Below are 23693 nucleotides of genomic sequence, written 5' to 3' on the forward strand. Positions count from 1 at the left end.
TAACAATATGGTAGGCATACTACTTATGACGCACGCGCCACTGGGGCAAGCCTTTCTTGCGGCTTGCGCCCACGTGTTCCGTGGTCCCACCGAGCACCTGGAAGCGATCGACGTGATCGCCGACCAGGACCTCGGCGAAGTCCAGGATCTGGCGGCGGCGGCCATCAAGCGTCTCGACGATGGCGACGGCGTGCTGGTGATCACCGACGTCAAAGGCGGCACCCCCGCCAACTGCTGCAACCGGCTGGCCGACGCGGGCCGGGTGGAGGTGATTGCAGGCATCAGTTTGCCGATGCTGCTGCGCGCCATCACCTACCGCCGCGACACGCTGGATGTGGTGGTCGAGATGGCCCTGGCCGGCGCGCAAAGTGGAGCCGTGCGCGTCGACAACCGGATCCGCGTCGGGGAAACCTGACGATTTTTTGCAATGCGCATTGATTGAGACAAAACAAAAATGATTCAGCAAGAACTCGAAATTATTAACAAGCTTGGTTTGCATGCGCGCGCCTCCGCCAAATTTACCCAACTGGCAGCAAAATACAAAAGCGATGTCTGGCTGACCCGCAATGCACGCCGCATCAACGCCAAGTCCATCATGGGCGTGATGATGCTGGCCGCCGGCAAGGGCGCCAAGGTGTTGCTGGAAGCGGACGGCGATGATGAAGCCGATTGCGTCGCCGCCCTCAGCGCACTGGTCAACGACAAGTTCGGCGAAGGCGAGTAATGGGGGCGGAGCGCAGCCGACCCCGTTTCCCCGCAGGCCCGCCGATGGCCTCGTTCACCTTGCACGGCATTCCGGTGTCGCGCGGCATCGCGATCGGCCGCGCGCACCTGATGGCGCCGGCGGCGCTGGACGTCAAGCACTACCTGGTGGCCGAGGAACAGGTCGAGGCCGAAGTCTCCCGTTTGCAGCAGGCGCTGGCCGCCGTCCACAAGGAACTGCAAACGCTGTGGAATGAATTGCCCAAGGACGCCCCCACCGAGCTGGGCGCGTTCATCGATGTGCATGCGCTGATCCTGTCCGATCCGATGATTTCCGAAGCGCCGCTGGACATCATCCGCGCCCGCCACTACAACGCCGAATGGGCGCTGCTGACCCAGATCGATGAACTGTCGGCGCAGTTCGACGAAATCGAAGATCCCTATCTGCGCGAGCGCAAGGCCGACATCCAGCAGGTGGCCGAGCGGGTGCTGAAGGTGCTGATGGGCACCGAGCGCCTGCTGCCGGAGCCGGCGCCGACCGGCGACGACGAATACCAGCCGCAGATGATCATCGTCGCCCACGATATTTCGCCGGCCGACATGCTGCAATTCCGCGACCGCTCGTTCATCGGCTTCGTTACCGATGTCGGCGGCCAGAACTCGCACACGGCCATCGTCGCCCGTTCGCTGGATATTCCGGCGGCGGTCGGCATGTCCGGCGCCTCCACCCTGATCGAGCAGGACGACTGGCTGATCATCGACGGCGAAGCCGGCGTGGTGATCGCCAATCCGAGCGCGCTGATCCTGAATCAGTACCGCGAACGCCAGGGCGCCGCCGCCCGCGCGCGCAAGAAGCTGCAAAAGCTGAAGAAGACCCCGGCCATCACCAAGGACGGCACCGAGATCACGCTGCTGGCCAATATCGAGCTGCCGGACGATTGCCCGGCCGCGCTGGAAGCCGGCGCCAATGGCGTGGGCCTGTTCCGCTCCGAATTCCTGTTCATGGGCCGCAACAACAAGATTCCGTCGGAAGAAGAGCAGTTCGAGCAGTACAAGAAAGCGGTCACCGCCATGAAGGGCCGGCCGGTCACCATTCGCACGCTGGACATCGGCGCCGACAAGCCGCTCGACCAGAGCGAGCAGACGGCATTGAATCCGGCGCTGGGCCTGCGGGCGATCCGCTACTGCCTGGCCGAGCCGCAGATTTTCCTGACCCAGCTGCGGGCGATTCTGCGCGCCTCGGCGTTCGGCAAGGTGCGCATCCTGATTCCGATGCTGGCGCACGCGTTCGAGATCGACCAGTCGCTGGCGATGATCGCCCAGGCCAAGGCCGAGCTGCGCGAGCAGGGCGTCAAGTTCGATGACGACGTCGACGTCGGCGCCATGATCGAGATTCCGGCGGCGGCGCTGGCGCTGCCGATGTTCGTCAAGCGCATGGACTTCCTGTCGATCGGCACCAATGACCTGATCCAGTACACGCTGGCGATCGACCGGGTTGATTATGAAGTCGCACACCTTTACAATCCGCTGCATCCGGCTGTGCTGCAATTGATCTCGATGACGATTGCGGCCGGGCATAAAGCCGGGATCGACGTCGCCGTGTGCGGCGAAATGGCGGGCGATGTCAAGTTGACGCGCCTGCTGCTGGGCATGGGGTTGCGCGAGTTCTCGATGCATCCGGCGCAGCTGCTGTCGGTCAAGCAGGAAATCCTGAACAGCGATCTTGCGCGCATCATGCCGCAAACCCGCAAGATCATGCGCTCGATGGAACCCAACGTAATTGCAGACGCGGTCGAACAATTACAGTTGATGTGAACTGGCGGGACCCACCATTCGCGGTCCCGCCCTGATAGATGGCCCGTGGGGCCGCCCCCAAACTACAATCAAAAAAATGTCATCCCTCGGATACGTTAAGCCGCAAACCATGCATTTTGCCGAGCCCTTGCTCCTGCAAAGCGGCGCGTCGCTGCGCGACTATATGCTGATGTACGAAACCTACGGTACGCTCAACGCCGACCATTCCAACGCGGTGCTGGTGTGCCACGCGCTGAACGCCTCGCACCACGTGGCCGGCGAATACGAAGGCCAGCCGAAAAGCACCGGCTGGTGGGACAATATGGTCGGCCCGGGCAAGCCGCTCGATACCGACAAGTTCTTCGTGATCGGGATTAACAACCTCGGCTCCTGCTTCGGCTCCACCGGTCCGATGCACACCAATCCGGCCACCGGTAAACCTTACGGCGCCGCCTTCCCGGTAGTGACGGTGGAAGACTGGGTGTCGGCGCAGGCGCGCCTGGCCGACCAGCTGGGCATCAAACAATTCGCCGCCGTCATGGGCGGTTCGCTGGGCGGCATGCAGGCGCTGGCCTGGTCCATCATGTACCCGGACCGCTTGCGCCACTGCGTGGTGATCGCCTCGACCGCCAAGCTGTCGGCGCAGAACATCGCCTTCAACGACGTCGCCCGCCAGGCCATCCTGTCCGACCCCGACTACCACGGCGGCGATTTCTACGCGCATGGCGTGGTGCCGAAGAACGGCCTGCGCGTCGCGCGCATGGTCGGCCACATCACCTATCTGTCGGACGACGACATGGCCGAGAAATTCGGCCGCAAGCTGCGTGATATTGCCGAAAGCGGCGACTACAAGTTCGGCTTCGGCGTCGACTTCGAAATCGAATCCTACCTGCGCTATCAGGGCGACAAGTTCTCCGAATACTTCGACGCCAACACCTACCTGCTGATCACCAAGGCGCTGGACTACTTCGACCCGGCGCGCAAGCACGGTGGCGACCTGGCCAGGACGCTGGCCGGCACGCAGGCCAAGTTCTTCCTGGCGTCGTTTACCACCGACTGGCGCTTCTCGCCGGAGCGCAGCCGCGAAATCGTGCAGGCGCTGGTCAGCAACCGCCGCCAGGTCACCTACGCGGAAATCGATGCGCCACACGGCCACGACGCCTTCCTGCTGGAGGATGCGCGCTACATGAACATGGTGCGCGCCTACTACGGCCAGGTGTGGAAAGAAATAGAGGGAGCGGTATGAACTTCAATGAACTGAGCGCGGCGCGGCCGGACCTGGCCTTCATCGCGCACTGGGTGGACAACCGGGCGCACGTGCTGGACGTCGGCTGCGGCGACGGCGTGATGATGGACTATCTGCAAAGCGACAAGCAGTGCAGCGGCTACGGCATCGAGATCGCCGACGACAAGGTGCTGGCATCGACCCAGCGCGGCGTGCAGGTGGTGCAGCAGGATATGGAGAATGGCCTGGGGCTGTTCGGCGACAATTCCTTCGATACGGTGCTGTGCCTGTCGTCGCTGCAGATGATGAAGCATGTGGAAGCGCTGCTGCGCGATATCGTCCGCGTCGGCAAGGAGGCGATTGTCTCGTTCCCCAACTTCGCCTACTGGCCGCACCGCGTGGCCTTGCTGAAGGGCCGCATGCCGGTGTCGGAATCGCTGCCGTACGAGTGGTACGACACGCCCAACGTACGCTGCGCCACCATCACCGACTTCCGTGACCTGGCGCAGGAATGCGGGCTGGAAGTGATCGAATGTGTAGCGCTGGCCGAGGGCAAACGGGTATCATTCCTGCCGAACCTGCGCGGCGATCTTGCCGTCTTCCGACTACGAAAAAAATAATGACCGACACTAGGCCCTGGTACAGCTACATCAACGGACGCACCGTCTCCATTCTGTTCCTGGGCTTCAGTTCCGGGCTGCCGCTGTACACGCTGATCTACCTGATGCAGGCCTGGCTGGCCAAGGCCGGGCTGGACGTCAAGGCGCTGGGGCTGTTCGGTCTGGCCATGTTCCCGTACACCTTCAAGTTCCTGTGGGCGCCGCTGATGGACCGCTACACCGTGCTGCCGCTGGGCCGGCGGCGCGGCTGGATGGCGCTGACGCAGCTGGCGCTGTTCCTGTTCATCGGCGGCATGGGCATGCTCGATCCCAAGCTGGAACTGTCGGTGATCGTGGTGGCGGTGTTTATGATCGCCTTCATGTCGGCCAGCCAGGACGTGGTGATCGACGCCTACCGGCGCGAGATCCTGGCCGAGGAAGAGCAGGGCCTCGGTGCGGCCATTATCGTCAATGCTTACAAAGCCTCGAGCCTGATCCCAAGCGCGCTGGGGCTGGTAATGGCGGACAGCCAGCCGTGGCAAATCGTGTTCTGGACCGTGGCGGCGTTCATGCTGCCGGGCTTTGTCTGCACGCTGCTGGCGAAAGAGCCAACGCTGTACGGCTCACCGCCGAAGAATCTGCAGGAGGCTGTGGTCATGCCGTTCCGCGAGTTCGTGCTGCGCGACGGCTGGAAACAGGCGCTGTTCATCATTGCCTTTATCCTGCTATACAAGATCGGCGACACCATGAGCACCGCGCTGTCGACCAAGTTCTTTCTTGATACCGGCTTCACCACCAAACAGATCGGCCTGGCCGCCAACGCCACCGGCTGGTGGGCGGCGCTGGCCGGCGGCGCGGTGGGCGGCATCTGGATGATCAAATTGGGCATCAACCGCGCGCTGTGGGTGTTTGGCGTGTTGCAGGCGCTGGCTATCCTCGGTTTCGCGTGGCTGGCCCAGGTTGGTTCCGATCCCTTGTTGCTGAGCGCTGTCTACGGCTTCGAGGCGTTTGCCAGTCCGGGACTGGGCGCGGCGGCGCTGGTGGCCTTCATGTCGCGCGCCACCGACCCACGCTACACCGCCACGCAGTACGCGCTGTTTTCCAGCCTGGCTGCGGTGCCGCGCACATTCATCAACTCGTCGGTGGGGTATATTGTTGCTGAAACCGGGTGGTTCTGGTTCTTTATCGTGTGCTTTATCCTCGCCTTTCCTGCGATGATGATGCTGCCGAAAATCGCTCCGTGGAACAGTGGTCATGAAAAAACCTGAACTAAAGACAGCCTTGCTGGCGCTGGTGCTCTGTACCAGCGCGCTGTCGCTGCACGCGCAAAACGATGGCATTCCCGTCACCAGCATGTCGCGCCTGCGCGGCCTGGGCGGCGATTCGCGCCAGTTCGACCAGCAGTCCAAACTGCAGTACGACCAGATGCTGAACGAGGCGCATAAAAAGGACGCCGTCGCCACCGACCGCAATCCGCAGCTGATCCGCCTGCGCGCCATCGCCAAGCGGCTGATCCCGTTCACCACGCGCTGGAATCCGGATGCCGCCAAGTGGGACTGGCAGGTTAACCTGCTGCGCTCCGACACCGTCAATGCCTTCTGCATGCCGGGCGGCCGCATCGCCTTCTACAACGGCATCCTGACCAAACTCAATCTCACCGACGACGAAGTGGCGATGGTGATGGGCCACGAGATCGCCCACGCGCTGCGCGAGCACGCGCGTGAACAGGCCGGCAAGAATACCGTGACCAATGTCGGCGCGCGCATTCTGGGCGCCTTGGGCTCGGCTTACTTCGGCGTCGATCCGCGCCTGGGCGACGCGGCGGCCGGTATCGCCGCCAAGGGCGCGGCGCTGACGTATTCGCGTGGCGACGAGAGCGAGGCCGATCTGGTCGGCATGGATCTGGCGGCCCGCGCCGGCTTCGATCCGCGCGCCGGCATTGCGCTGTGGCAGAAGATGGGCGCCGTCAGCAAGGGAGCGCCGTTGCCTTTCCTCTCGACCCACCCGAGCGGCAGCCGGCGCATCGAGGATATGAACAAGAATATGCACCTGGTACTGCCGGTGTACGCGCGCGCCAAGGGGCTTGATCCGAACAACCTGCCGCCGTACCACACCATCGCCTTGCCACGTTCCTGATATGTCGCGTTATCCACTGCCGATGCGCGACGGTGTCGCGCCCAGCTATCTGTATCTGCCCGAGGGCGACTGGCCGGACCTGATCCGCTTCCTGGTCGAGCGGTTTCCCGATGTCTCGGAAGCGGCGTGGCGCGAACGCATGGCACGCGGCGATGTGGTCGATGGCAGTGGCCAGCTGCTGCAGCCCACCAGCCGCTTCAAACGCGGCCTGCGCATGTTCTACTACCGCGAACTGGAGGAGCCGGAGACGCCGATTCCATTCCAGGAAGAGATCCTGCACATCGACGAGCACCTGGTAGTGGTCGACAAGCCGCACTTCCTGCCGGTGATTCCATCCGGCCGCTTCCTGCACGAGACGCTGCTGGTGCGACTGCGCAAAACGCTGGGCGAGGAAGACCTGGTGCCGATCCACCGGCTGGACCGCGAGACGGCGGGCGTGGTGATTTTCTCGCGTAACGCGGCCAGCCGCGGCGTGTACCAGTCGATGTTCCAGAAACGCGTGATCGACAAGGAATACGAAGCGCTGGCGCCGCGCCTGCACGATGCCCAGTTCCCCTTTACCTACCGCAGCCGCATGGTGGAGGGCGATAAATTCTTCATCATGAAGGAGACCGAGGGCGAGCCGAATTCGGAAACGCTGATCGACGTCATCGAGCATCGCGGCGACCTCACTTTGTACCGCCTGCATCCGCACACCGGCCGCCAGCACCAGCTGCGCGTGCACCTGTCGTCGCTCGGCGTCCCGATCGTCAACGACGCCTTCTACCCGGTGGCGCTGCCGTGCAAGCAGGACGACGTGTCGCAGCCCCTGCAACTGCTGGCGCGCGCCATCAGCTTCATCGACCCGCTCAGCGGCGACTGGCGTGAGTTCCGTTCTCAGCGCAGCTTATAGCCGCCTGCGTCGCGATAAATTCCCTTAACCACGACTGCGCCGGATGGGTGTCGCTGCGCCTGTGCCACATCAGGTCGAAGACGATTTCCGGCAGCGCCAGCGGCGGCGGGAAGAGTGCCAACTGGTGACTGGCCTGCGCATGTAGCGCCACGCGTTTGAGGATGGTGGCGGTCATGCCGGTCTGCGCGATGACGGCCGGTACAGCGAACATATGCGGCAGCGTCAAGGCCAGCCTGCGGCGTCGGCCCTGTTGCGCCAGCGCGTGATCCACCGCGCCGTACAAATGCCCTTCCGGCGACACCAGCACATGCTGCAGGGACAAATAGATGTCCAGATCCATGCCGTGCCGGCCGGCCGGGTGATCATGCGCCAGCACCGTCACAAACTCGTCGCGCAGCAGCGGGCGCGCCTTGATGCGGCCATCGGCATTGGAGGGCGGCACGCCGATGGCGGCGTCAATCGCGCCCGCATCGAGCAGTTCGACGGCGTCGTCGCGGCCATTCACGGCATGCACGTTCAATGAGATGCCCGGCGCTTGCGTCTGTAGCGCTTGCAGCAGCGTGGGCAGCAGGACGAAGCTGGGGTAATCCGGCAGTCCGAGGTTGAAAGTCAGCGTGGCGCTGGCCGCATCGAATGCAGGCTTTTCCACCATCGCCGCTTCGATCTGCCGCAGCGCCTGCGCGATCGGTTCCGCCAGGTCGCGTGCGCGTTGCGTCGGCAGCAGGCCGTCGGCGCTGCGCAGGAACAGGGGATCGCCGAGCAGCGTGCGCAAGCGGGACAGGGCTGCGCTCATGGCCGGCTGGCTGACGCCGACCTGGTTCGCCGCGCGCGTGACGTTGCGCTCGCCCATCAAGGCGTCGAAGGCGACCAGCAGGTTTAAATCGATGCCATGAAAATCCATAAGACAAATAAATATCTATACAGGTTATTTGTTGGACTGATTTTACCGCACGGCGCAAACTTGTGTCTTCTCAAAATCAACGGAGCAAGCCATGAGCACTACCGAACAACTGCGCGCCGAGCGCATTGCAGTCGAAACGCTGTACCGCGCCTTCAACGACAAGAATCCAGACCTGGTCGACACTGTGCTGGCGCCGGATTGGGACGACATTCCGCTTGCGCCGGGCCAGCAGCCTGGCCCGACCGGAATCAAGGCCATTATCCGCGAGTTCGTCGTCGCGTTTCCGGATGTGCAAATCACCATTCACGACATGGTGCAGGAGCCCGGCAAGATTGGTGTGCGCGCCGAAATCACCGGCACGCATCAAGGGGCGCTGTTCGGCATTGCGCCGACCGGCAGGAAGGTGAGCTTCCGCCTGCACGAGTTTCACAAGGTCGTGGACGGACGGCTGGTCACGACCTGGCATATGGAAGACTGGTTCGGCGTGTTTCAGCAGCTGGGCCAGTTCCCGCCGCAACCATAAGGCTTACAGCGCGCCGTACTCGATGGTCAGCGGCGCGTGGTCGGAGAATTTCTCATCCTTGTAGACGGCGACCGTGGTGGCCTTGGCGGCAATGCCTGGGGTCGCCACGTGGTAGTCGATGCGCCAGCCGACGTTCTTTGCATACGCCTGGCCGCGATTGCTCCACCAGGTGTATTGCTCCTCGCGCGGATCGAGGCCGCGGTGGACGTCGACATAACCGACTTCGTCGAACAGGCGGGTCATCCACTCGCGCTCTTCCGGCAGGAAGCCGGAGTTCTTCTTGTTGCCCTTCCAGTTCTTCAGGTCGATTTCCTTGTGGGCGATGTTCCAGTCGCCGCAGATGACGATTTCGCGGCCTTCGGCGTGCAGTTGCTGCAGGTGCACCATGAACAGGTCCATGAAGCGGAACTTGGCTTCCTGGCGCTCCGGACCGGACGAGCCGGATGGGCAGTACACCGAAATCACGGTCAACTGGCCGAAGTCGCAGCGCACGTAGCGGCCTTCGGCGTCAAACTCGGGCGAGCCGAAGCCGATCACCACGCGGTCTGGCTCGATCTTGCTGTAGACGCCGGTGCCGGAATAGCCTTTTTTCTCGGCATAGTGGAAGTGGCCGTGGTAGCCGCCCGGGTTGAGGAATTCCGGCGTCATGTCCGGCGCTTGCGCCTTGAGTTCCTGCACGCAGACGAAGTCGGCGTCCTGCTTGGCCAGCCAGGTGAAAAAGCCCTTGGAGGCAGCCGAGCGGATGCCGTTCAGGTTGGCGGAGATGATTTTTGGCATAGAAGATTCGGGGCAGAAAGTACGGAAGGCGTTAGTGTAGCGGTAAAATACCGGCACTTTACAGAAATGAGGCACCACGATGGCTATTGCAACTAATTTACGTCAGGAATTTATCGCGTTCTCGGTCCAGGCGGGCGTGCTGCGCTTCGGCGAGTTCACCACCAAGGCAGGACGCCAGTCGCCGTACTTCTTCAACGCTGGCCTGTTCCATGACGGCGCCACGCTGGCGCAGGTCGCGCAGTTCTACGCGCAGACGCTGATCGATTCCGGCGTCGAGTTCGACATGCTGTTCGGCCCGGCCTACAAGGGCATCACGCTGGCTTCGGCCACTGCCGTGGCGCTGGCCGGCAAGGGCCACAACACCTCGTTCGCCTATAACCGCAAGGAAGCCAAGGACCACGGCGAGGGCGGCACTATCGTCGGCGCCAAGCTGCAAGGCAAGGTGGTGATCATTGACGACGTGATTTCGGCCGGCACCTCGGTGCGCGAATCGGTGGAAATGATCCGCGCCGCCGGCGCCGAACCGTGCGCCGTGCTGATCGCGCTGGACCGGATGGAGCGCGGCGGCAAGGATGGCCAGATCTCCGAATTGTCGGCAGTGCAGGAAGTGACGCAGAAGTACGGCATTCCGGTGATTTCGATCGGCAACCTGGACGATTTGTTCGGTTTCCTCAACGGCGCCGGCGCCGATCCGCAGCTGGCTCAGCACAAAGAAGCGGTGGCGGCCTACCGCAGCCGTTATGGCATTGCATGATTGGCTATGTTGCTAGACTTTGATATTTCTATGGTGTAACCTTATTGTGGTAGGAGACCAATAAAGGTAGACCATGAATATCGCAACACTCAAGGTACACGGCGACCCCGAAGGCTTGGCAGACGTCCGCGACGGCCTGCCGAGCGAACCGCATGGCGACTGGCAGAAGGGCGACGTGACGTCGGCTGGCCGGGCGCGCATCGATTCCGGCTTTTATGTTGCCATCGGCACCGAGCAGAATCCGACCGAGCTGCTCAAGCAGATCCGTTTTTACCTGAACGAATGCCAGGCGCGCGGGATCCACTTCGAGCGCTCCGACGTTGCCGCCGAACTGCGTATTTCCTTCCCGTGCGACGCGGGCGCGGCCACGCCGACGCTGGACCTGTCGCTGGCCGACATGGCGATGCTGGTCGAGATGGGCATCAATCTCAGCATCACCGCGTGACCGCGTGACCGCGTGACGCTGGCGATGCGCTTTGCCGAAGACCGGCTGACTGACTTCAGCGCCGCCCAGGGGCAGTCGCGCCGGGTGCACGTGTGGGAGCCGGCCGAGTCGCCTGCGCGCGCGGTGATCCTGGCGATCCATGGCGGCATGGCGCACGGCGGCGACTATTGCACGCCGGCGCGCTGGTTCCGCCAGCAGGGCATCGCCACCGTGGCCTACGATCTGTGCGGCCATCAGGACGCGCGCCGGGTCGACATCCCCGGCTTCCAGGTATTTCTCGACGATAGTGTGCTGTTCCTGGCCTGGGTCAAGCAGCAGTATCCGGGCTTGCCGATTTATGTGATGGGGCACTCGATGGGGGCGCTGATCGCCACCCATCTGGCGCTGGGCCATTTCCGTGACGACGCTGCGATCAAGGGCGTCATCCTGTCTTCCCCGTATTACGTGAATGCGATCAAGGTGTCGCCGCTGCTGCTGGCGCTGGCCGGCGTGCTGGGTGCGCTGGCGCCGCGCATGAAAGTGCCGCTGGCCTCGCTGACCCATTTGCTGACCCACGACAGCGCCATCACCGCCCGCCATTACGACGACGAGCGTGACGGCATCCGCGCCACCGAGATCACGGTCCGCTTCGGCAACGCATTGACCACCGCCCAGCAGGGCCTGGCCGCGCGCATGCCGGGCTGGACGCAGCCACTGTTTGCCGTGGTGGCCGGCGACGATCACCTGGCCGACGCCGATGCGGCCGAGGCCATGCTGCAATCGGTGCCGGCGCACTTGCTGACCTATCAGCGCCACCCGCGCAACTTCCACGAAAATTTCAACGAGCTCAATCGCGAGCAGATCTACGCCGACATCCTGGCGTGGATCGAACGTTAATCCTGCAGGCGGCGCGTTTGTCGGCGCGGGGCTGCGCTTGTCGCATGCCGCCCCGCGCCGGCACTGGACAGGGCACAGTAGCTGCATGACAATCCGTCATGCCCTTGGAGAGCCCACAATGAAACAGACGATCATCGCCGCGTTGCTGCTGACCGCAGCTGCTGTCGCCAACACTGCCACCGCCGCCGAAGCCGGCAAATGGTTCCTGACCGGCGGCGCGCCGCAGGCTTACGAAATCGGCGAAGACAGCCAGGATACGGTTAGCGGCAAGCCGGCGCGCTACATCCGCTACGTCGACGGCGAGGCGAACAAGTTCGGCACCTTGATGCAGCAGATCTCAGCCAAGAACTACAAGGGCCAGCGGGTGCGCTTCCAGGCCATGATCAAGACGCGCGAGGTCAGCGATTGGGCTGGCCTGTGGATGCGTGTCGATAACGGCCAGCACAGCGTGGCTTTCTACAACAGCCAGGACAAGCCGATTACCGGCACCACCGGCTGGCAGTTGCGCAGCGTGACGCTGGACGTGCCGGCCGATGCGGAGACTTTGAACTTCGGCGTCATTGATGGCGGCAAGGGCCAGGTCTGGATCGACCAGCTGTCGCTGGAGGCGGTAGGCAAGGACGTGCCGGCCGATGTGCAGGCGCCGCGCGCCAAGCTGCCGGCGGTGCCAACGCTATGAAACCGTTGCACGTCATCGCGGCCGCGCTGGCGGCCAGCGCCCTGTGGGTCACCGCTGCCGAGTCGGTCGGCAAGCTGCCAGCGCCGTGGTTCATCAGCGGCGACCGCGCCAGTTCCTACCAAGCCGGCATCGACTATGTCGAGACTTCCAGCGGCAAGGGCGCCAAGTTCCTGCGTTACGTGCAGGGCGACGACAAGCGCTTCGCCGCGTTGACGCAAACCATCTCGGCCCAGCGTTACCTGGGCCAGCGGGTGCGTTTCCGCGCCATGATCAAGACGCGCGACGTCAGTAACTGGTCCGGCCTGTGGATGCAGGTTCAGGCCAATGGCCGGCCCAACGCAGCCTTCTACAACAGCGTCGATCAACCGATCAAAGGCACCACCCGCTGGCAGGTACGCAGTGTGACGCTGGATGTGCCGGAAGACGGCACCATCATCTCATTTGGCGTCATCAACTCCGGCAATGGCCAGGTGTGGATAGACGAATTGTCGTTCGACGTGGTGGGCAAGGAGGTGCCAGTCGACCGCGTGCCGCCGGCGCAACTACCGGAACAACCGACACTATGATGGCGCTGAGTCGATGGATCGGTGCCGATCCGGGCGGCGCACCGCAGGCGGTGCAGCGCGTGGCCAACAGCCCGCCGCGCCAGCTGCTGGCCAGCGCTGCGCTGATTGCGCTGGCCGCCGTGGCGGGGCTGGCACTGCATGCCTACACCTGGTTGGCCTTGTTCGCGGCCTTGCTGCTGCCACTGGCGGCGATTGCCGCGCTGCTGCTGGCGCTGCAACGCGCCTGGCCCATCGCCCGCAGCTGGGCCGCCGTCTGGGCTGGGCTGCTGGTGCTGCTGCCAGCCGCAGTGGCTGCCGCCGGTGCGCTGTACGCAGCCGGTCTGGGGGCGGTCGGCATCAATGCCCATAATGCGGTGCAGGTAATGCTGGTCGAGGCGCTGCTGGCGCTACTGCTCTTCGTACTGCCGCTATGGATGGCGCAGCACCGCGCGCGCACCTTGCATATTGCCCAGCTGTCGCAGGCGGCGCTGGCGTCCGACCTGAAGGCCTTGCAGGCGCAGATCGAACCGCACTTTTTGTACAACACGCTGGCCAACACGCGCTACCTGGTGCGGCATGATCCCGCCCGCGCGGTCGACATGCTGGATCACCTGATCGCCTACCTGCGCAGCGCGTTGCCGGACCTGCGCAGCCCGATGTCGACGCTGGGCCGCGAATGCGAACTGGCTGGCCACTATCTGGAACTGATGGCGATCCGCTACGGCGAGCGCCTGAGCATCCGCATCGATTGCGCCGATGACGTGCGCGAGCTGGCATTGCCGCCGCTGATGTTGATGCCGCTGGTGGAAAACGCCGTGCAGCACGGCGTCGAACCGTATGCCGGCGCGGTCATTGTCACCGTGCTGGCGCAGCGCACGGCGGGCATCGTGACGGTCGCCGTGCGCGACAACGGCGCCGGCGCCGGCAACGGCCAGGCGGTGCTGGGCAGCGGTGTCGGCTTGCGCAATGTGCGCCAGCGGCTGGAAGCGCTGTATGGCCCGGCAGCCAGCCTGCGCCTCAGCATGGGCGCGGACGGATGGACCGCCGCCGAACTGACCCTGCCGGCGGCCGCATGACGGCGCCGCGCATCCTGATCGCCGACGACGAGCCGCTATTGCAGGCCGAATTGCGCGCCACGCTGGCCGCGCTATGGCCGGAAGCGCAAGTGGTGGGCGTGGCGAACGACGGCGTGCAAGCCTTGCACATGGCGCGCGAACTGGCGCCGGACATCGCTTTCCTCGACATCCGTATGCCCGGCCTGAGCGGGCTGGAAGTGGCGCGCACGTTTGGCTCGCGCATCCATGTGGTGTTTGTCAGCGCTTATCAGGAGCATGCGCTGGCGGCGTTTGACGAAGGCGCGGTCGATTACCTGCTCAAGCCGGTAGACGCGGTGCGGCTGGCCCGCGCCATCGAGCGCTTGCGCGCGCGGCTCGGCACACCGCCGCCAGATCTGGCGCGGCTGGTACAGCAGCTGGCGCCGAAGAAGGCGCCGCCGGCGTGGTTGCAGGCCAGCGTCGGTAACACCATTCACTTCATTGATTTAAGTGATGTGATTTATTTCGGCTCGGAATTCAAGCACACGCGCGTGGTGACCGACCAGATGGAAGCGCACCTGCGCACGCCGCTCAAGGAGTTGGCCGAGCAGCTGGAAGATGCCGGCTTCTGGCAGATTCACCGTGGGTTCGTGGTGGCGGTCAAGCGCATTGCAGCGGTGAGCCGGGATGCCGATGGCGCAGTGTGGCTCAACCTGCGCGGCCACACCTCCCGGCTGCCCGTGAGCCAGCGCTTTCAGCACCGGTTCAAGGGCATGTGAGCTTACTCCAGCGTCCAGACGTACTGCATCATCTGCCACTTCTCGATCGCCTTGCCGCCCTTGATCGCCGGGCGGAACTGGCATTTTGCGATACCGGCGCGGGCCGCTTCATCCAGATCTGCATGGCCGCTGGAGCGGTCCACCTTGGTGTCCTTGACCTTGCCGTTGGCGCCGACCAGGAAGTTCAGCTGCACAGTGCCCGTATGTTGAGCGGCCACGGCGCCTTCCGGCCAGACAGGCTTGGCGCAGGTCTTAAAATCGACGATTGCCGAACGGTCGCTCGATGCGCTCTTGTCGGCCGCCGTGGCTTCCGCATAGACCGACACGCAGGCCACGGCCACGCCCAGCATGGCGAGCGCGGTTTTCCAGTTCAGGGACTGCGGGGCAGGGCGCAGCAGGTGTTGAATACGCATGACTAAATCTCCTCCATTGGCCGCTTGGGCCAGTTGATGATGGGAGAACCGGAGCCGCTCCAGTTCCGATAAGGCAAGGGCCAGGCGCCGCGGTTCGCCCAGCTGCCTTGCAGCGACATCGTCTGCAATCAGTTCGCGTTCGATCCGGATGCTGCGTGAAATCCACCACACGGCCGGGTGGTAGAACAGCAGCGTTTCGATCACGTTCTGCAACAGGTTAATCAGGTAATCGTGACGCTTGATGTGCGCCATTTCGTGCGCCAGCAAGGCTTGCAGCAGGTCCGGCGGCATGCCGCTGATGAGTGCCGCCGGCACCAGCACTACCGGTCGCCACCAGCCGGCGGTGATCGGGCTGGCCAGCGTGTCGACCACACGCAGGCCGATGGCGCGGTGGATGCCGAAGCGCTGCGCCATGCGCGCCAGTTCGGCTTCCCACCGGTGCTGCTCCGGATGGTTGCCGGGCTGGCGGCTGGCGCGGTCGATCCACAGCAGGCCGGTGGCCATGCGCAGCGCCAGCACGGCGGCGCACAGCGCCCACAGGCTGACGATACCGCGCACGGAGGTATGCAGGTCGAACCAGGTGTCTTCGCTGGCGATGCCGGTGGCCCATTGCAGGCCCTGGAAGCTGGCGCTGGCCGGCGCGGCGTCGCCGCTGAGGCGCTGCCACAGGTCCAGCGCCGGCCAGCCGAGACAGGTCAGCAGCGCGCAGCAGCCCACCAGGTAGCGGTGTTCGGCGCGGCTGTTGCGCAGCAGCGTGAGGACGATGGCGGTGGCGCCGCCGATCAGCAGGCCTTGCCACAGGAAGTGCATCAGCGTCAGGCCGAGGGCGAGGATGAAGGCGCTCATTTGTCCGAGTCCTTCAACATTTTTTCGATCTCGTCGCGCTCCTTTTTTGAGATGCCGCTGCGCAGTGCAGCGAGCACCAGCGCCTTGGCCGAGCCGGCGAAGGCTTTTTGCATCAGGTCTTTGAGCAGGCTGCTTTGCAGCGTGTCCTGCGCCTGGGCCGGCGCGTAGATATGGGAGCGCTGGCTTTCGTCGCGGGTCAGGATGCCCTTGGTGTGCATGATCTGCATCAGGCGCAGCACGGTGCCATAGGCCAGGTCCGGCTTGTCGGCCAGCATGGCCTCGTGCACCTGCTTGGCAGTGGCCGCACCGAGCGGCCACAACGCTTGCAGCAGTTCCAGTTCGCCGGCGGTAGGTTTCGGGATGCTCATGGCTTCTCCAGATCAATCGATGATCGTAGATTAGCCGTTCTAGACAATAATGTATACTTTAATTTTGGGCAAACACCTCGCGCGCCGCCGCCAGTCCGTTGAGGGCGGCGGGGAAGCCGGCGTAGACCGCCATCTGCATGATGGTTTCGACGATTTCTTCGCGGCTGACGCCGACATTCAGCGCCGCCTGCAGGTGCACCTTGAGCTGCGGCGTGGCGTTGCCCATGGCGGTCAGTGCGGCGACCACGGCGATTTCGCGGCTCTTCAGATCGAGTCCGGGGCGGGAGTAGATATCGCCAAACGGGAATTCGATCAGGTAGCGGGCGAAATCAGGCGCGATGTCTTGCAGGCTGTCGATCACGCGCTGGCCGGCGTCGCCGTCAATCTCACGCAGTTTTTCGAGGCCGCGCTGGTAGCGTTGGTTGGAGGTGTTCATCGGCATTTCCTTCAGTATCAGAGGGTGAAGGCGACGCCCGGGATTGTTCCAGCCTGTGGTAATGCGCGATCTTTTCCTGCAAGGCTTGCGCAGATTGGCGCATCGCTTCGATGTCGGCCAGCACCTCGGTCAGGTGCTGTTCCAACAGCTGGCGACGGGCCGGCACGGTGGCGTCCCCGGCGCCGCGGAGATGGGCGAAGGTCTGCATTTTGCCAATTGGCATATGCGTCGTTCGCAACCGCAGCAGGAAAGCAATCCAGTCCATGTCGGAAGCTGCGTAACGCCGCTGGCCGCCGGCCGCGCGGGCGACCGGTGCGATCAGGCCGATACGTTCGTAATAGCGCAGCGTATGGGCTGTCAGGCCGGTGCGTTTGGCAACTTCGTCGATGCTGAGATGTGATTCCATGGGGACATCCTAAAAGTTAGAGCGCACTCCAAGTCAAGCGAAAGCGTTTGCTGGAGGGCGGCGGATATTTCTTCCAGATCGGAAATCGTCAGCACGAAAGCCTCCTGTTGGGCTACCGCTCATTCTGTTCCCGGCAAGCTGCCTTACCAAGCGTGCACTGGGATCTGGCTGATCTTTATCAATACTTCTTGAAGTTGGCCATCGAAGAAGGACAGTCGATCTTGCTGGCGCCGCCGCTTTTGCCGGCGGGGTTGCCGACGGCGCCAGTCATCGAGCATGAGGTTTTGCCGCGAATGGTTTCGGTGTAGTAGGTGGTGCCGTCCGGCGATTCGTAGACACCGCGCGAGTCTTCGCCGGTGCCGATGTAGGCGTCGGAAATTTCGGTGATCACGCGGCCGAAAGGTTTGTCGTTGCCGAAGTCCGGCACCGCCGGTGCATCCCGCAGTTCGCGGTCGATCTTGCCCAGGTCTTTTTTGAGCTTGTCGATGTCCACCGGATCGGCCATGGCGGCGCCGGCGATCAGCAAGAGAAGTAGGGGAGTGCGCATGCTGCCATTATGCGCCTGCCGCATTGCGGCGCGTCGCTGCAACGATGTAAATCCACGAAAAAATCCCCACGAGGCCGGGACCTGGTGGGGATTTTCTGAAGGCGTATCGTTAAGCGGCCAGCTTGGCCTTCAGCAGTTCGGTCAATTGCGCCGGGTTGGCCTTGCCGCGCGACGCTTTCATCGCCTGGCCAATCAGCGCGTTGATCGCCGCTTCTTTACCCGCGCGGTACTGCTCGACCGACTTGGCGTTGTTGGCCAGTACCTCGTCGACGATGGCTTCCAGCGCGCCGGTGTCGGAGATCTGCTTCAGGCCTTTCGATTCGATCAGCGCGTCGACCAGATTGTCGTCGTCCGACTTGGCCGCCCACATATCGCCAAACAGCTCTTTTGCGGTCTTGTTGTTGATGGTGCCGTCGGCGATCCGCTTGATCATCAGCGCCAGTTGCGCCGGCTTGACCGGTGCATCGGCGATGTCCACGCCTTCGCGGTTCACGGTCGACGCAACGTCGCCCATCAGCCAGTTGGCGGCGGCTTTGGCGTTGTCCCTGCCGGCGGCATCCACCACGGCGACGAAATAATTGGCCATGGCTTTTGATTGCGTCAGCACCAGCGAGTCATATTCCGGCAGCGCGTATTCGCTGACGAAGCGCGCGCGCATGGCGGCCGGCAGTTCCGGCATCGCGCCTTTGACCTGCTCGATCCAGGCGTTGGAGATGACCAGCGGCGGCAGGTCCGGGTCCGGGAAGTAGCGGTAATCCTGGGCGTCTTCCTTGCTGCGCATTTCGCGCGTCTCTTTGCGGTCCGGATCGTACAGGCGGGTGGCTTGCACCACTTTGCCGCCGTCTTCAATCAGTTCGATCTGGCGGCGTACTTCGACGTGCACGGCTTCTTCGATGAAGCGGAACGAGTTCAGGTTCTTGATTTCGCAGCGGGTGCCGAATTCAGTCTGGCCTTTCGGACGCACCGAGACGTTGATGTCGCAGCGGAACGAGCCTTCCTGCATATTACCGTCGCAGACGCCCAGCCACATCACCAGCGAGTGCAGCGCCTTGCAGTAGGCGACTGCTTCGGCGGCGCTGCGGATCTCCGGCTCGGAGACGATTTCCAGCAGCGGCGTGCCGGCGCGATTCAAGTCGATGCCCGACATGCCGGCATAGTCTTCATGCAGCGATTTGCCGGCGTCTTCTTCCAGGTGAGCGCGCGTCAGGTTGACGGTCTTGGTGACAAATTCGCCGTCCTTCTCGTAGCCAAAAGTGACCGCGCCGCCGATGACCACCGGGTCTTCGAATTGGCTGATCTGGTAGCCCTTCGGCAGGTCCGGATAGAAGTAGTTTTTGCGGGCGAAGATCGAGGCCGGCGCGATCTTGGCGCCAACCGCCAGGCCGAAGCGGATCGCGCGATCCACCGCCTGCTTGTTCATGACCGGCAGCACGCCAGGCAGCGCCAGGTCGACTGGGCTGGCTTGCGTGTTCGGCTCGGCGCCGAAGGTGGTCGGCGAGCCGCTGAAGATTTTTGATGCGGTAGTGAGCTGCACGTGGTTCTCAATACCGATGACGACTTCCCATTCCATAGTGTTCTCGCTTAGTTAGCTTGTCGTCCTCGCGCATGCGGGGACCCATACTCAGCATGGATTCCCGCGTGCGCGGGAATGACGGTTATTCTCTCAGATGCCGGCCGGAGCGCGGGTGTGCCAGTCGGTGGCTTGCTGGTAGGCGTGCGCCACGTTCAGCAGCTTGGCTTCACCGAAGTGCTTGCCGATGATTTGCAGGCCGACCGGGCGATCTTTGGCGCCGAAGCCGACCGGGATCGACATGCCAGGCAGGCCGGCCAGGCTGGTCGACAGCGTGTAGATGTCGGCCAGGTAGGCGGCCACCGGATCGTCCGACTTGTCGCCCAGGTCCCAGGCCACGGTTGGCGCCACGGGTCCCATGATGACGTCGCAGACGGCGTCCGGGCCGTTCAGCACCTTCTCGAAATCCTGCGCGATCAGGCGGCGGATTTTTTGCGCCTTCAGGTAGTAGGCGTCGTAGTAGCCATGGCACAGTACGTAGGTGCCGACCATGATGCGGCGTTTGACCTCGGCGCCAAAGCCTTCGGCGCGGGTCTTGCGGTACATGTCCTGCAGGTCCTTGTAGCCGTCAGCGCGGTGGCCGAAACGCACACCGTCAAAGCGCGACAGGTTGGACGAGGCTTCGGCCGGGGCGATCATGTAGTAGGCAGGGATCGACAGCGCGGTATTCGGCAGCGAGATGTCGACCAGCGTCGCGCCCAGCTCCACGTACTTGGCCAGCGCGGCGCGCACGGCGTCTTCCACGTCCTTGGCCAGGCCTTCGCCGAAGTATTCCTTCGGCACGCCGATGCGCAGGCCGGTCAGCGGCTGACCCAGTTCGCGGGTGAAGTCTTCGTCCACGCCGCCCAGTTCCGGCGTCAGCGAGGTCGAATCGCGTTCGTCGAAGCCGGCCATGGCGTTCAGCAGCAGCGCGCAGTCTTCGGCGGTTTGCGCCATCGGGCCGCCCTGGTCGAGCGACGAGGCGAAGGCGATCATGCCGAAGCGCGATACGCGGCCGTAGGTCGGCTTGATGCCGGTGATGCCGCAGAAGGCGGCCGGCTGGCGGATCGAGCCGCCGGTATCGGTGCCGGTGACGCCCGGCGCCAGTCGCGCGGCCACGGCGGCGGCCGAACCGCCCGACGAGCCGCCCGGCACGGCAGTTTTATCCCACGGATTTTTCACCGCGCCGAAGGCCGAGTTTTCATTGGCCGAGCCCATGGCGAATTCGTCGCAATTCAGCTTGCCCAGCGTGACCATGCCGGCGGCGCGGAACTTCTCCACCACGGTGGCGTCGAATGGGCTGACGTAATTGGCCAGCATCTTGGAGCCGGCGGTCGAGCGCCAGCCGGTGGTGACGAAGATATCCTTGTGGGCGATCGGCACGCCGGTCAGCGGGGTGGCGGTGCCGGCGGCAATGCGGGCGTCGGCGTCGGCCGCTTGCGCCAGGGTCAGCGCGCGGTCGACGTGCAGGAAGGCGTTCAGGTCGCTCTGCTCGATGCGGTCGAGGAAGTGGGTGGCCACTTCGGTGGCGGACACCGCTTTGCTTTGCAGGAGGGCGGACAGCTCTTTAATGGTTTTGGTGTGCATGGCGTTTCAGTTCATTCGTTACAGCGTCGTCCTCGCGGAAGCGGGGACCCATAGAACGCTGGCTCAGCATGGATTCCCGCTTTCGCGGGAACGACGTACTTAGTCGATCACTTTCGGCACCAGGTACAGGCCGTCCTGGGTCTTGGGCGCGACAGTTTGATAGGCGTCGCGGCGATTTGGTTCGTTGGCGACGTCGTCGCGCAGGCGCAGCGCGATGTTGTTCATGTGGGCGGCCAGCGGATGGCTCAGCGGCGCGACGCCGTCGGTGTCGACCGCCTGCATCTGTTCGGCCAGCGCAAAGATGCCGTTCAGCTGCTCCAGCGCGGTGGCGCTCTGCGCGTCGCTCATCTCAAGTTGGGCCAGTTTGGCAATGCGGGTTACGTCGGATAGGGTCAGGGACATGGCGCGGTTAATTGTGATATTGATAAAAAACTTGAAATTCTGCCTATTCACCAGCAACCACCGGCGAATGCCGCCTAATTCGCGGTCTCTGGCACCACACTTTTGCGTGGATTTTGGATAAATCGCAGTCAAATTATAAGGTAGAATGGCGGGTTGATGCGTTGTCGGCGCTGAATGATTGCTGCCGCCGCATTTCGGACAGAATTTTTTACTCAACGGATTACGCGCACACCGGTAGCGCCACAGGACACTTTAATGTTTGGTTTTTTACGTCGTTACATTTCCTCCGACCTGGCCATTGACTTGGGCACGGCCAATACCCTGATCTACGTTCGCGGCCAAGGCATCGTCCTGGATGAACCTTCGGTCGTCGCCATCCGCCAGGAAGGCGGCCCAAACGGCAAGAAAACGATCCAGGCAGTTGGTAAAGAAGCAAAACAAATGCTGGGCAAGGTGCCTGGCAACATCGAGGCGATCCGCCCGATGAAAGACGGCGTGATCGCCGACTTCACCGTCACCGAACAGATGCTCAAGCAGTTCATCCGCATGGTGCACGACTCGAAATTCTTCCGTCCATCGCCGCGCATCATCATTTGCGTGCCGTGCGGCTCGACCCAGGTGGAGCGCCGCGCGATCCGCGAATCGGCGCTGGGCGCCGGCGCCTCGCAGGTGTACCTGATTGAAGAGCCGATGGCCGCCGCCATCGGCGCCGGCCTGCCAGTCTCGGACGCCACCGGCTCGATGGTGGTCGACATCGGCGGCGGCACCACCGAAGTGGGCATCATCTCGCTGGGCGGCATGGTCTACAAAGGTTCGGTGCGCGTGGGCGGCGACAAGTTCGACGAAGCCATCGTCAACTACATCCGCCGCAACTACGGCATGCTGATCGGCGAACAGACCGCGGAAGCGATCAAGAAGGCGATCGGTTCGGCCTTCCCTGGTTCGGAAGTCAAGGAAATGGAAGTCAAGGGCCGTAACCTGTCCGAAGGCATTCCGCGTTCGTTCACGATTTCGTCCAACGAGATCCTGGAAGCGCTGACCGACCCGCTGAACAACATCGTGTCGGCCGTGAAGAACGCGCTGGAGCAGACCCCGCCGGAACTGGGCGCCGACATCGCCGAAAAAGGCATGATGCTGACCGGTGGCGGCGCGCTGCTGCGCGATCTGGATCGCCTGCTGATGGAAGAAACCGGCCTGCCGGTGCTGGTGGCGGAAGATCCGCTGACCTGCGTGGTGCGCGGTTCGGGCATGGCGCTGGAGCGCATGGACCAACTGGGCTCGATCTTCTCCTACGAATGATCTGAATAAAACGGGGCCGCCACCAAGCGGCCCCGGTGCTTTAGGGTGAGTTGACAGTCTCGTTGGCGCGCGCGCGCCGGATTATTTGGAAGTCATGGAATACAGTCCTCCGCCACTTTTCAAGCAAGGCGCTTCGGCGCGGGTCAAGATGACGGTGTTCGCGTGCATATCGATTGCACTGCTGCTGGTCGACTCGCACATGCGCAGTCTGGAAACGGTGCGTTACTATGCCGGCGCGGTGCTGTCGCCGGTGCAGAAGGTGGCTTTGCTGCCGCGCGACGCCATCTACGGCGTCGGTGATTATTTCTCTACCTTGTCGTCGCTGGAAAAGCAGGTACGCGAATTGAAGACGCAGCAGATCGTCAATTCGCAGGCCTTGCAACAGGCGCGCCTGCAGTCGGCGGAAAACGCCCAGCTGCGCAAGCTGATGGACGCGCGTGAGCGCCTTCCGGTCAAGTCGCAACTGGCCGAGGTGCTGTACGACGCCCGCGACGCCAACAGCCGCAAGATCATTCTCGATCGCGGTACCCATCATGACGTGGTGCTTGGCCTGCCGGTGATCGATAACCAGGGCGTGGTCGGGCAGGTTACGCGCGTGTTCCCTTTCACTTCCGAAGTGACGCTGCTGTCCGACAAAGAGCAGGCGATTCCGGTGCAGCTGCTGCGCAATGGCTTGCGGTCCGTGGCCTATGGACGCGGCAAGTCGGGCAATCTGGAGTTGCGGTTTACCGCGCCGAATGCGGATATTCAGGTGGGCGATGTGGTTGTCACCTCGGGCCTGGACGGTGTGTATCCGGCCGGGCTGGCGGTGGCGCGCGTGACGCAGGTGGAAAACAGCGCCGGCGGTTCGTTTGGCGGCGTGATCTGCCAGCCGCTGGCCGGCATCACCAATAATACGCAGCTGCTGATCCTGATGTCGACGCCGGACATGCCTGCGCGCCCGCCGGAAGAAGCGGAGCGCGCACCGCGCAAACACAATAACAAGATGGCGCCGATCAAGGACGCGCCGAAAGAGGGCGAGGGCCAGCCGGCTGCCGGCGCTACCGGCGCCGCTGCGGCCACGCCGGCGCCAAACGGCGCAGCAGGACTGTTCCCGGTCATGCCGCCGCCACCGAAACCTGCTGCTCCCGCCGACGCCGCCGCCGCGCCAGGCACGACGCCCGCTGCTGCGCCGGCCGA

General features: G+C 63.5%; 28 protein-coding genes. 18 read left to right on the forward strand and 10 right to left on the reverse strand.

What is annotated here, in order from left to right; all coding sequences use genetic code 11:
* Positions 1-7: 7 nt before the first annotated feature.
* The 8 genes from GTP55_RS27295 to GTP55_RS27330 all read left to right on the forward strand — a co-directional run bounded on the left by GTP55_RS27295 (position 8) and on the right by GTP55_RS27330 (position 7348).
* Positions 8-415 carry a PTS sugar transporter subunit IIA gene (locus GTP55_RS27295; protein ID WP_110847503.1) on the forward strand — a complete coding sequence of 136 codons (408 nt, stop codon included), beginning with the start codon at positions 8-10 and terminating at the stop codon, positions 413-415.
* 39 nt (positions 416-454) lie between these two features.
* Entirely contained in the window at positions 455-724 is a 270-nt protein-coding gene (locus GTP55_RS27300) for an HPr family phosphocarrier protein (RefSeq protein ID WP_110847502.1), read from the forward strand.
* Between the two features lie 44 nt (positions 725-768).
* Positions 769-2517: a phosphoenolpyruvate--protein phosphotransferase gene (gene ptsP / locus GTP55_RS27305; protein WP_161047933.1), complete on the forward strand. Its 1749-nt coding sequence runs from the start codon at positions 769-771 to the stop codon at positions 2515-2517.
* 109 nt (positions 2518-2626) lie between these two features.
* Positions 2627-3742, forward strand: coding sequence for a homoserine O-succinyltransferase MetX (metX, locus tag GTP55_RS27310; protein WP_229258189.1), 1116 nt, complete (start codon positions 2627-2629; stop codon positions 3740-3742).
* Positions 3739-4341, forward strand: a complete 603-nt coding sequence (metW, locus tag GTP55_RS27315; protein ID WP_161047935.1) for a methionine biosynthesis protein MetW — start codon at positions 3739-3741, stop codon at positions 4339-4341. Before metX ends, metW begins: the two co-directional genes overlap by 4 nt.
* Entirely contained in the window at positions 4341-5588 is a 1248-nt protein-coding gene (locus GTP55_RS27320) for an AmpG family muropeptide MFS transporter (protein WP_161047936.1), read from the forward strand. The genes metW and GTP55_RS27320 overlap by 1 nt, the downstream gene beginning before the upstream one ends.
* Entirely contained in the window at positions 5575-6456 is an 882-nt protein-coding gene (locus GTP55_RS27325; RefSeq protein ID WP_161047937.1) for a M48 family metallopeptidase, read from the forward strand. Before GTP55_RS27320 ends, GTP55_RS27325 begins: the two co-directional genes overlap by 14 nt.
* Before the next feature lies 1 nt (position 6457).
* Entirely contained in the window at positions 6458-7348 is an 891-nt protein-coding gene (locus GTP55_RS27330) for a pseudouridine synthase (RefSeq protein WP_161047938.1), read from the forward strand.
* On the opposite strand, the gene GTP55_RS27335 is transcribed toward GTP55_RS27330, so the two are convergent.
* Complete coding sequence (locus GTP55_RS27335; RefSeq protein ID WP_161047939.1) at positions 7305-8249, reverse strand: LysR family transcriptional regulator; 945 nt, start codon at positions 8247-8249, stop codon at positions 7305-7307. The genes GTP55_RS27330 and GTP55_RS27335 overlap by 44 nt on opposite strands.
* Positions 8250-8340: 91 nt before the next feature.
* Between GTP55_RS27335 and GTP55_RS27340 the strand changes: the two genes are divergently transcribed.
* Positions 8341-8772, forward strand: a complete 432-nt coding sequence (locus GTP55_RS27340) for an ester cyclase (protein ID WP_161047940.1) — start codon at positions 8341-8343, stop codon at positions 8770-8772.
* A 3-nt stretch (positions 8773-8775) separates the two neighbouring features.
* Here GTP55_RS27340 and GTP55_RS27345 read toward each other — a convergent pair whose 3' ends face one another.
* Positions 8776-9549, reverse strand: coding sequence for an exodeoxyribonuclease III (locus GTP55_RS27345; RefSeq protein ID WP_161047941.1), 774 nt, complete (start codon positions 9547-9549; stop codon positions 8776-8778).
* Positions 9550-9628: 79 nt separating this feature from the next.
* Here GTP55_RS27345 and pyrE point away from each other — a divergent pair, with 79 nt between their 5' ends.
* The 7 genes from pyrE (at position 9629) to GTP55_RS27380 (ending at position 14661) form a co-directional block, all read left to right on the forward strand.
* Positions 9629-10303 carry an orotate phosphoribosyltransferase gene (gene pyrE, locus GTP55_RS27350; RefSeq protein ID WP_161047942.1) on the forward strand — a complete coding sequence of 225 codons (675 nt, stop codon included), beginning with the start codon at positions 9629-9631 and terminating at the stop codon, positions 10301-10303.
* A 73-nt stretch (positions 10304-10376) separates the two neighbouring features.
* The gene (locus GTP55_RS27355) at positions 10377-10748 is read left to right on the forward strand and encodes a hypothetical protein (protein WP_161047943.1); all 372 of its coding nucleotides are present in this window, start codon (positions 10377-10379) and stop codon (positions 10746-10748) included.
* 12 nt (positions 10749-10760) lie between these two features.
* Positions 10761-11624 carry an alpha/beta fold hydrolase gene (locus tag GTP55_RS27360; protein WP_371868463.1) on the forward strand — a complete coding sequence of 288 codons (864 nt, stop codon included), beginning with the start codon at positions 10761-10763 and terminating at the stop codon, positions 11622-11624.
* Positions 11625-11742: 118 nt separating this feature from the next.
* Positions 11743-12303, forward strand: a complete 561-nt coding sequence (locus tag GTP55_RS27365; RefSeq protein ID WP_161047944.1) for a transcriptional regulator — start codon at positions 11743-11745, stop codon at positions 12301-12303.
* The gene (locus tag GTP55_RS27370) at positions 12300-12869 is read left to right on the forward strand and encodes a transcriptional regulator (RefSeq protein WP_161047945.1); all 570 of its coding nucleotides are present in this window, start codon (positions 12300-12302) and stop codon (positions 12867-12869) included. Before GTP55_RS27365 ends, GTP55_RS27370 begins: the two co-directional genes overlap by 4 nt.
* Positions 12869-13924, forward strand: a complete 1056-nt coding sequence (locus GTP55_RS27375; protein ID WP_229258190.1) for a sensor histidine kinase — start codon at positions 12869-12871, stop codon at positions 13922-13924. The genes GTP55_RS27370 and GTP55_RS27375 overlap by 1 nt, the downstream gene beginning before the upstream one ends.
* A complete protein-coding gene (locus GTP55_RS27380; RefSeq protein ID WP_229258191.1) occupies positions 13885-14661 on the forward strand; it encodes a LytR/AlgR family response regulator transcription factor in 777 nt (258 codons plus the stop codon). Before GTP55_RS27375 ends, GTP55_RS27380 begins: the two co-directional genes overlap by 40 nt.
* Before the next feature lie 2 nt (positions 14662-14663).
* On the opposite strand, the gene GTP55_RS27385 is transcribed toward GTP55_RS27380, so the two are convergent.
* The 8 genes from GTP55_RS27385 to gatC form a co-directional block, all read right to left on the reverse strand.
* A complete protein-coding gene (locus tag GTP55_RS27385; RefSeq protein ID WP_161047947.1) occupies positions 14664-15920 on the reverse strand; it encodes a M56 family metallopeptidase in 1257 nt (418 codons plus the stop codon).
* Positions 15917-16288, reverse strand: a complete 372-nt coding sequence (locus GTP55_RS27390) for a BlaI/MecI/CopY family transcriptional regulator (protein WP_161047948.1) — start codon at positions 16286-16288, stop codon at positions 15917-15919. Before GTP55_RS27390 ends, GTP55_RS27385 begins: the two co-directional genes overlap by 4 nt.
* Positions 16289-16346: 58 nt before the next feature.
* A complete protein-coding gene (locus GTP55_RS27395; protein WP_161047949.1) occupies positions 16347-16730 on the reverse strand; it encodes a carboxymuconolactone decarboxylase family protein in 384 nt (127 codons plus the stop codon).
* Positions 16675-17130 (reverse strand): MerR family transcriptional regulator, encoded by a 456-nt coding sequence (locus GTP55_RS27400; protein WP_161047950.1) that lies wholly within the window; start codon positions 17128-17130, stop codon positions 16675-16677. The genes GTP55_RS27395 and GTP55_RS27400 overlap by 56 nt, the downstream gene beginning before the upstream one ends.
* 178 nt (positions 17131-17308) lie before the next feature.
* Positions 17309-17677 (reverse strand): hypothetical protein, encoded by a 369-nt coding sequence (locus GTP55_RS27405; protein WP_161047951.1) that lies wholly within the window; start codon positions 17675-17677, stop codon positions 17309-17311.
* 109 nt (positions 17678-17786) lie between these two features.
* Positions 17787-19247, reverse strand: coding sequence for an Asp-tRNA(Asn)/Glu-tRNA(Gln) amidotransferase subunit GatB (gene gatB, locus GTP55_RS27410; RefSeq protein ID WP_161047952.1), 1461 nt, complete (start codon positions 19245-19247; stop codon positions 17787-17789).
* Positions 19248-19340: 93 nt separating this feature from the next.
* The gene (gene gatA, locus GTP55_RS27415; RefSeq protein WP_161047953.1) at positions 19341-20813 is read right to left on the reverse strand and encodes an Asp-tRNA(Asn)/Glu-tRNA(Gln) amidotransferase subunit GatA; all 1473 of its coding nucleotides are present in this window, start codon (positions 20811-20813) and stop codon (positions 19341-19343) included.
* Between the two features lie 99 nt (positions 20814-20912).
* Positions 20913-21215 (reverse strand): Asp-tRNA(Asn)/Glu-tRNA(Gln) amidotransferase subunit GatC, encoded by a 303-nt coding sequence (gene gatC / locus GTP55_RS27420; RefSeq protein WP_161047954.1) that lies wholly within the window; start codon positions 21213-21215, stop codon positions 20913-20915.
* A gap of 255 nt (positions 21216-21470) precedes the next feature.
* Between gatC and GTP55_RS27425 the strand changes: the two genes are divergently transcribed.
* Together GTP55_RS27425 and mreC are read left to right on the forward strand one after the other, a co-directional pair.
* Positions 21471-22514 carry a rod shape-determining protein gene (locus GTP55_RS27425; RefSeq protein ID WP_072789105.1) on the forward strand — a complete coding sequence of 348 codons (1044 nt, stop codon included), beginning with the start codon at positions 21471-21473 and terminating at the stop codon, positions 22512-22514.
* A gap of 94 nt (positions 22515-22608) precedes the next feature.
* On the forward strand, positions 22609-23693 hold a 1085-nt coding region (mreC, locus tag GTP55_RS27430), incomplete at its 3' end, for a rod shape-determining protein MreC (RefSeq protein WP_161047955.1).

The organism is Duganella margarita, from assembly GCF_009857535.1.
In the GTDB taxonomy this organism is placed as follows: Bacteria; Pseudomonadota; Gammaproteobacteria; order Burkholderiales; family Burkholderiaceae_D; genus Rugamonas; species Rugamonas margarita.

What these genes read in the sequence shown, in the direction of transcription:
- gatB (WP_161047952.1), bottom strand. Translation starts at nt 19,247, where the DNA reads ATGGAATGGGAAGTCGTCATCGGTATTGAGAACCACGTGCAGCTCACT.
- GTP55_RS27335 (WP_161047939.1), bottom strand. Translation starts at nt 8,249, where the DNA reads ATGGATTTTCATGGCATCGATTTAAACCTGCTGGTCGCCTTCGACGCC.
- GTP55_RS27375 (WP_229258190.1), top strand. Translation starts at nt 12,869, where the DNA reads ATGGCGCTGAGTCGATGGATCGGTGCCGATCCGGGCGGCGCACCGCAG.
- GTP55_RS27400 (WP_161047950.1), bottom strand. Translation starts at nt 17,130, where the DNA reads ATGGAATCACATCTCAGCATCGACGAAGTTGCCAAACGCACCGGCCTG.
- metW (WP_161047935.1), top strand. Translation starts at nt 3,739, where the DNA reads ATGAACTTCAATGAACTGAGCGCGGCGCGGCCGGACCTGGCCTTCATC.
- GTP55_RS27365 (WP_161047944.1), top strand. Translation starts at nt 11,743, where the DNA reads ATGAAACAGACGATCATCGCCGCGTTGCTGCTGACCGCAGCTGCTGTC.
- GTP55_RS27345 (WP_161047941.1), bottom strand. Translation starts at nt 9,549, where the DNA reads ATGCCAAAAATCATCTCCGCCAACCTGAACGGCATCCGCTCGGCTGCC.
- GTP55_RS27380 (WP_229258191.1), top strand. Translation starts at nt 13,885, where the DNA reads ATGGACCGCCGCCGAACTGACCCTGCCGGCGGCCGCATGACGGCGCCG.
- GTP55_RS27405 (WP_161047951.1), bottom strand. Translation starts at nt 17,677, where the DNA reads ATGCGCACTCCCCTACTTCTCTTGCTGATCGCCGGCGCCGCCATGGCC.
- gatA (WP_161047953.1), bottom strand. Translation starts at nt 20,813, where the DNA reads ATGCACACCAAAACCATTAAAGAGCTGTCCGCCCTCCTGCAAAGCAAA.
- GTP55_RS27295 (WP_110847503.1), top strand. Translation starts at nt 8, where the DNA reads ATGGTAGGCATACTACTTATGACGCACGCGCCACTGGGGCAAGCCTTT.
- GTP55_RS27390 (WP_161047948.1), bottom strand. Translation starts at nt 16,288, where the DNA reads ATGAGCATCCCGAAACCTACCGCCGGCGAACTGGAACTGCTGCAAGCG.
- GTP55_RS27370 (WP_161047945.1), top strand. Translation starts at nt 12,300, where the DNA reads ATGAAACCGTTGCACGTCATCGCGGCCGCGCTGGCGGCCAGCGCCCTG.
- GTP55_RS27320 (WP_161047936.1), top strand. Translation starts at nt 4,341, where the DNA reads ATGACCGACACTAGGCCCTGGTACAGCTACATCAACGGACGCACCGTC.
- GTP55_RS27325 (WP_161047937.1), top strand. Translation starts at nt 5,575, where the DNA reads ATGAAAAAACCTGAACTAAAGACAGCCTTGCTGGCGCTGGTGCTCTGT.
- GTP55_RS27385 (WP_161047947.1), bottom strand. Translation starts at nt 15,920, where the DNA reads ATGAGCGCCTTCATCCTCGCCCTCGGCCTGACGCTGATGCACTTCCTG.
- pyrE (WP_161047942.1), top strand. Translation starts at nt 9,629, where the DNA reads ATGGCTATTGCAACTAATTTACGTCAGGAATTTATCGCGTTCTCGGTC.
- GTP55_RS27355 (WP_161047943.1), top strand. Translation starts at nt 10,377, where the DNA reads ATGAATATCGCAACACTCAAGGTACACGGCGACCCCGAAGGCTTGGCA.
- GTP55_RS27395 (WP_161047949.1), bottom strand. Translation starts at nt 16,730, where the DNA reads ATGCCGATGAACACCTCCAACCAACGCTACCAGCGCGGCCTCGAAAAA.
- GTP55_RS27425 (WP_072789105.1), top strand. Translation starts at nt 21,471, where the DNA reads ATGTTTGGTTTTTTACGTCGTTACATTTCCTCCGACCTGGCCATTGAC.
- GTP55_RS27340 (WP_161047940.1), top strand. Translation starts at nt 8,341, where the DNA reads ATGAGCACTACCGAACAACTGCGCGCCGAGCGCATTGCAGTCGAAACG.
- GTP55_RS27300 (WP_110847502.1), top strand. Translation starts at nt 455, where the DNA reads ATGATTCAGCAAGAACTCGAAATTATTAACAAGCTTGGTTTGCATGCG.
- ptsP (WP_161047933.1), top strand. Translation starts at nt 769, where the DNA reads ATGGCCTCGTTCACCTTGCACGGCATTCCGGTGTCGCGCGGCATCGCG.
- gatC (WP_161047954.1), bottom strand. Translation starts at nt 21,215, where the DNA reads ATGTCCCTGACCCTATCCGACGTAACCCGCATTGCCAAACTGGCCCAA.
- GTP55_RS27330 (WP_161047938.1), top strand. Translation starts at nt 6,458, where the DNA reads ATGTCGCGTTATCCACTGCCGATGCGCGACGGTGTCGCGCCCAGCTAT.
- metX (WP_229258189.1), top strand. Translation starts at nt 2,627, where the DNA reads ATGCATTTTGCCGAGCCCTTGCTCCTGCAAAGCGGCGCGTCGCTGCGC.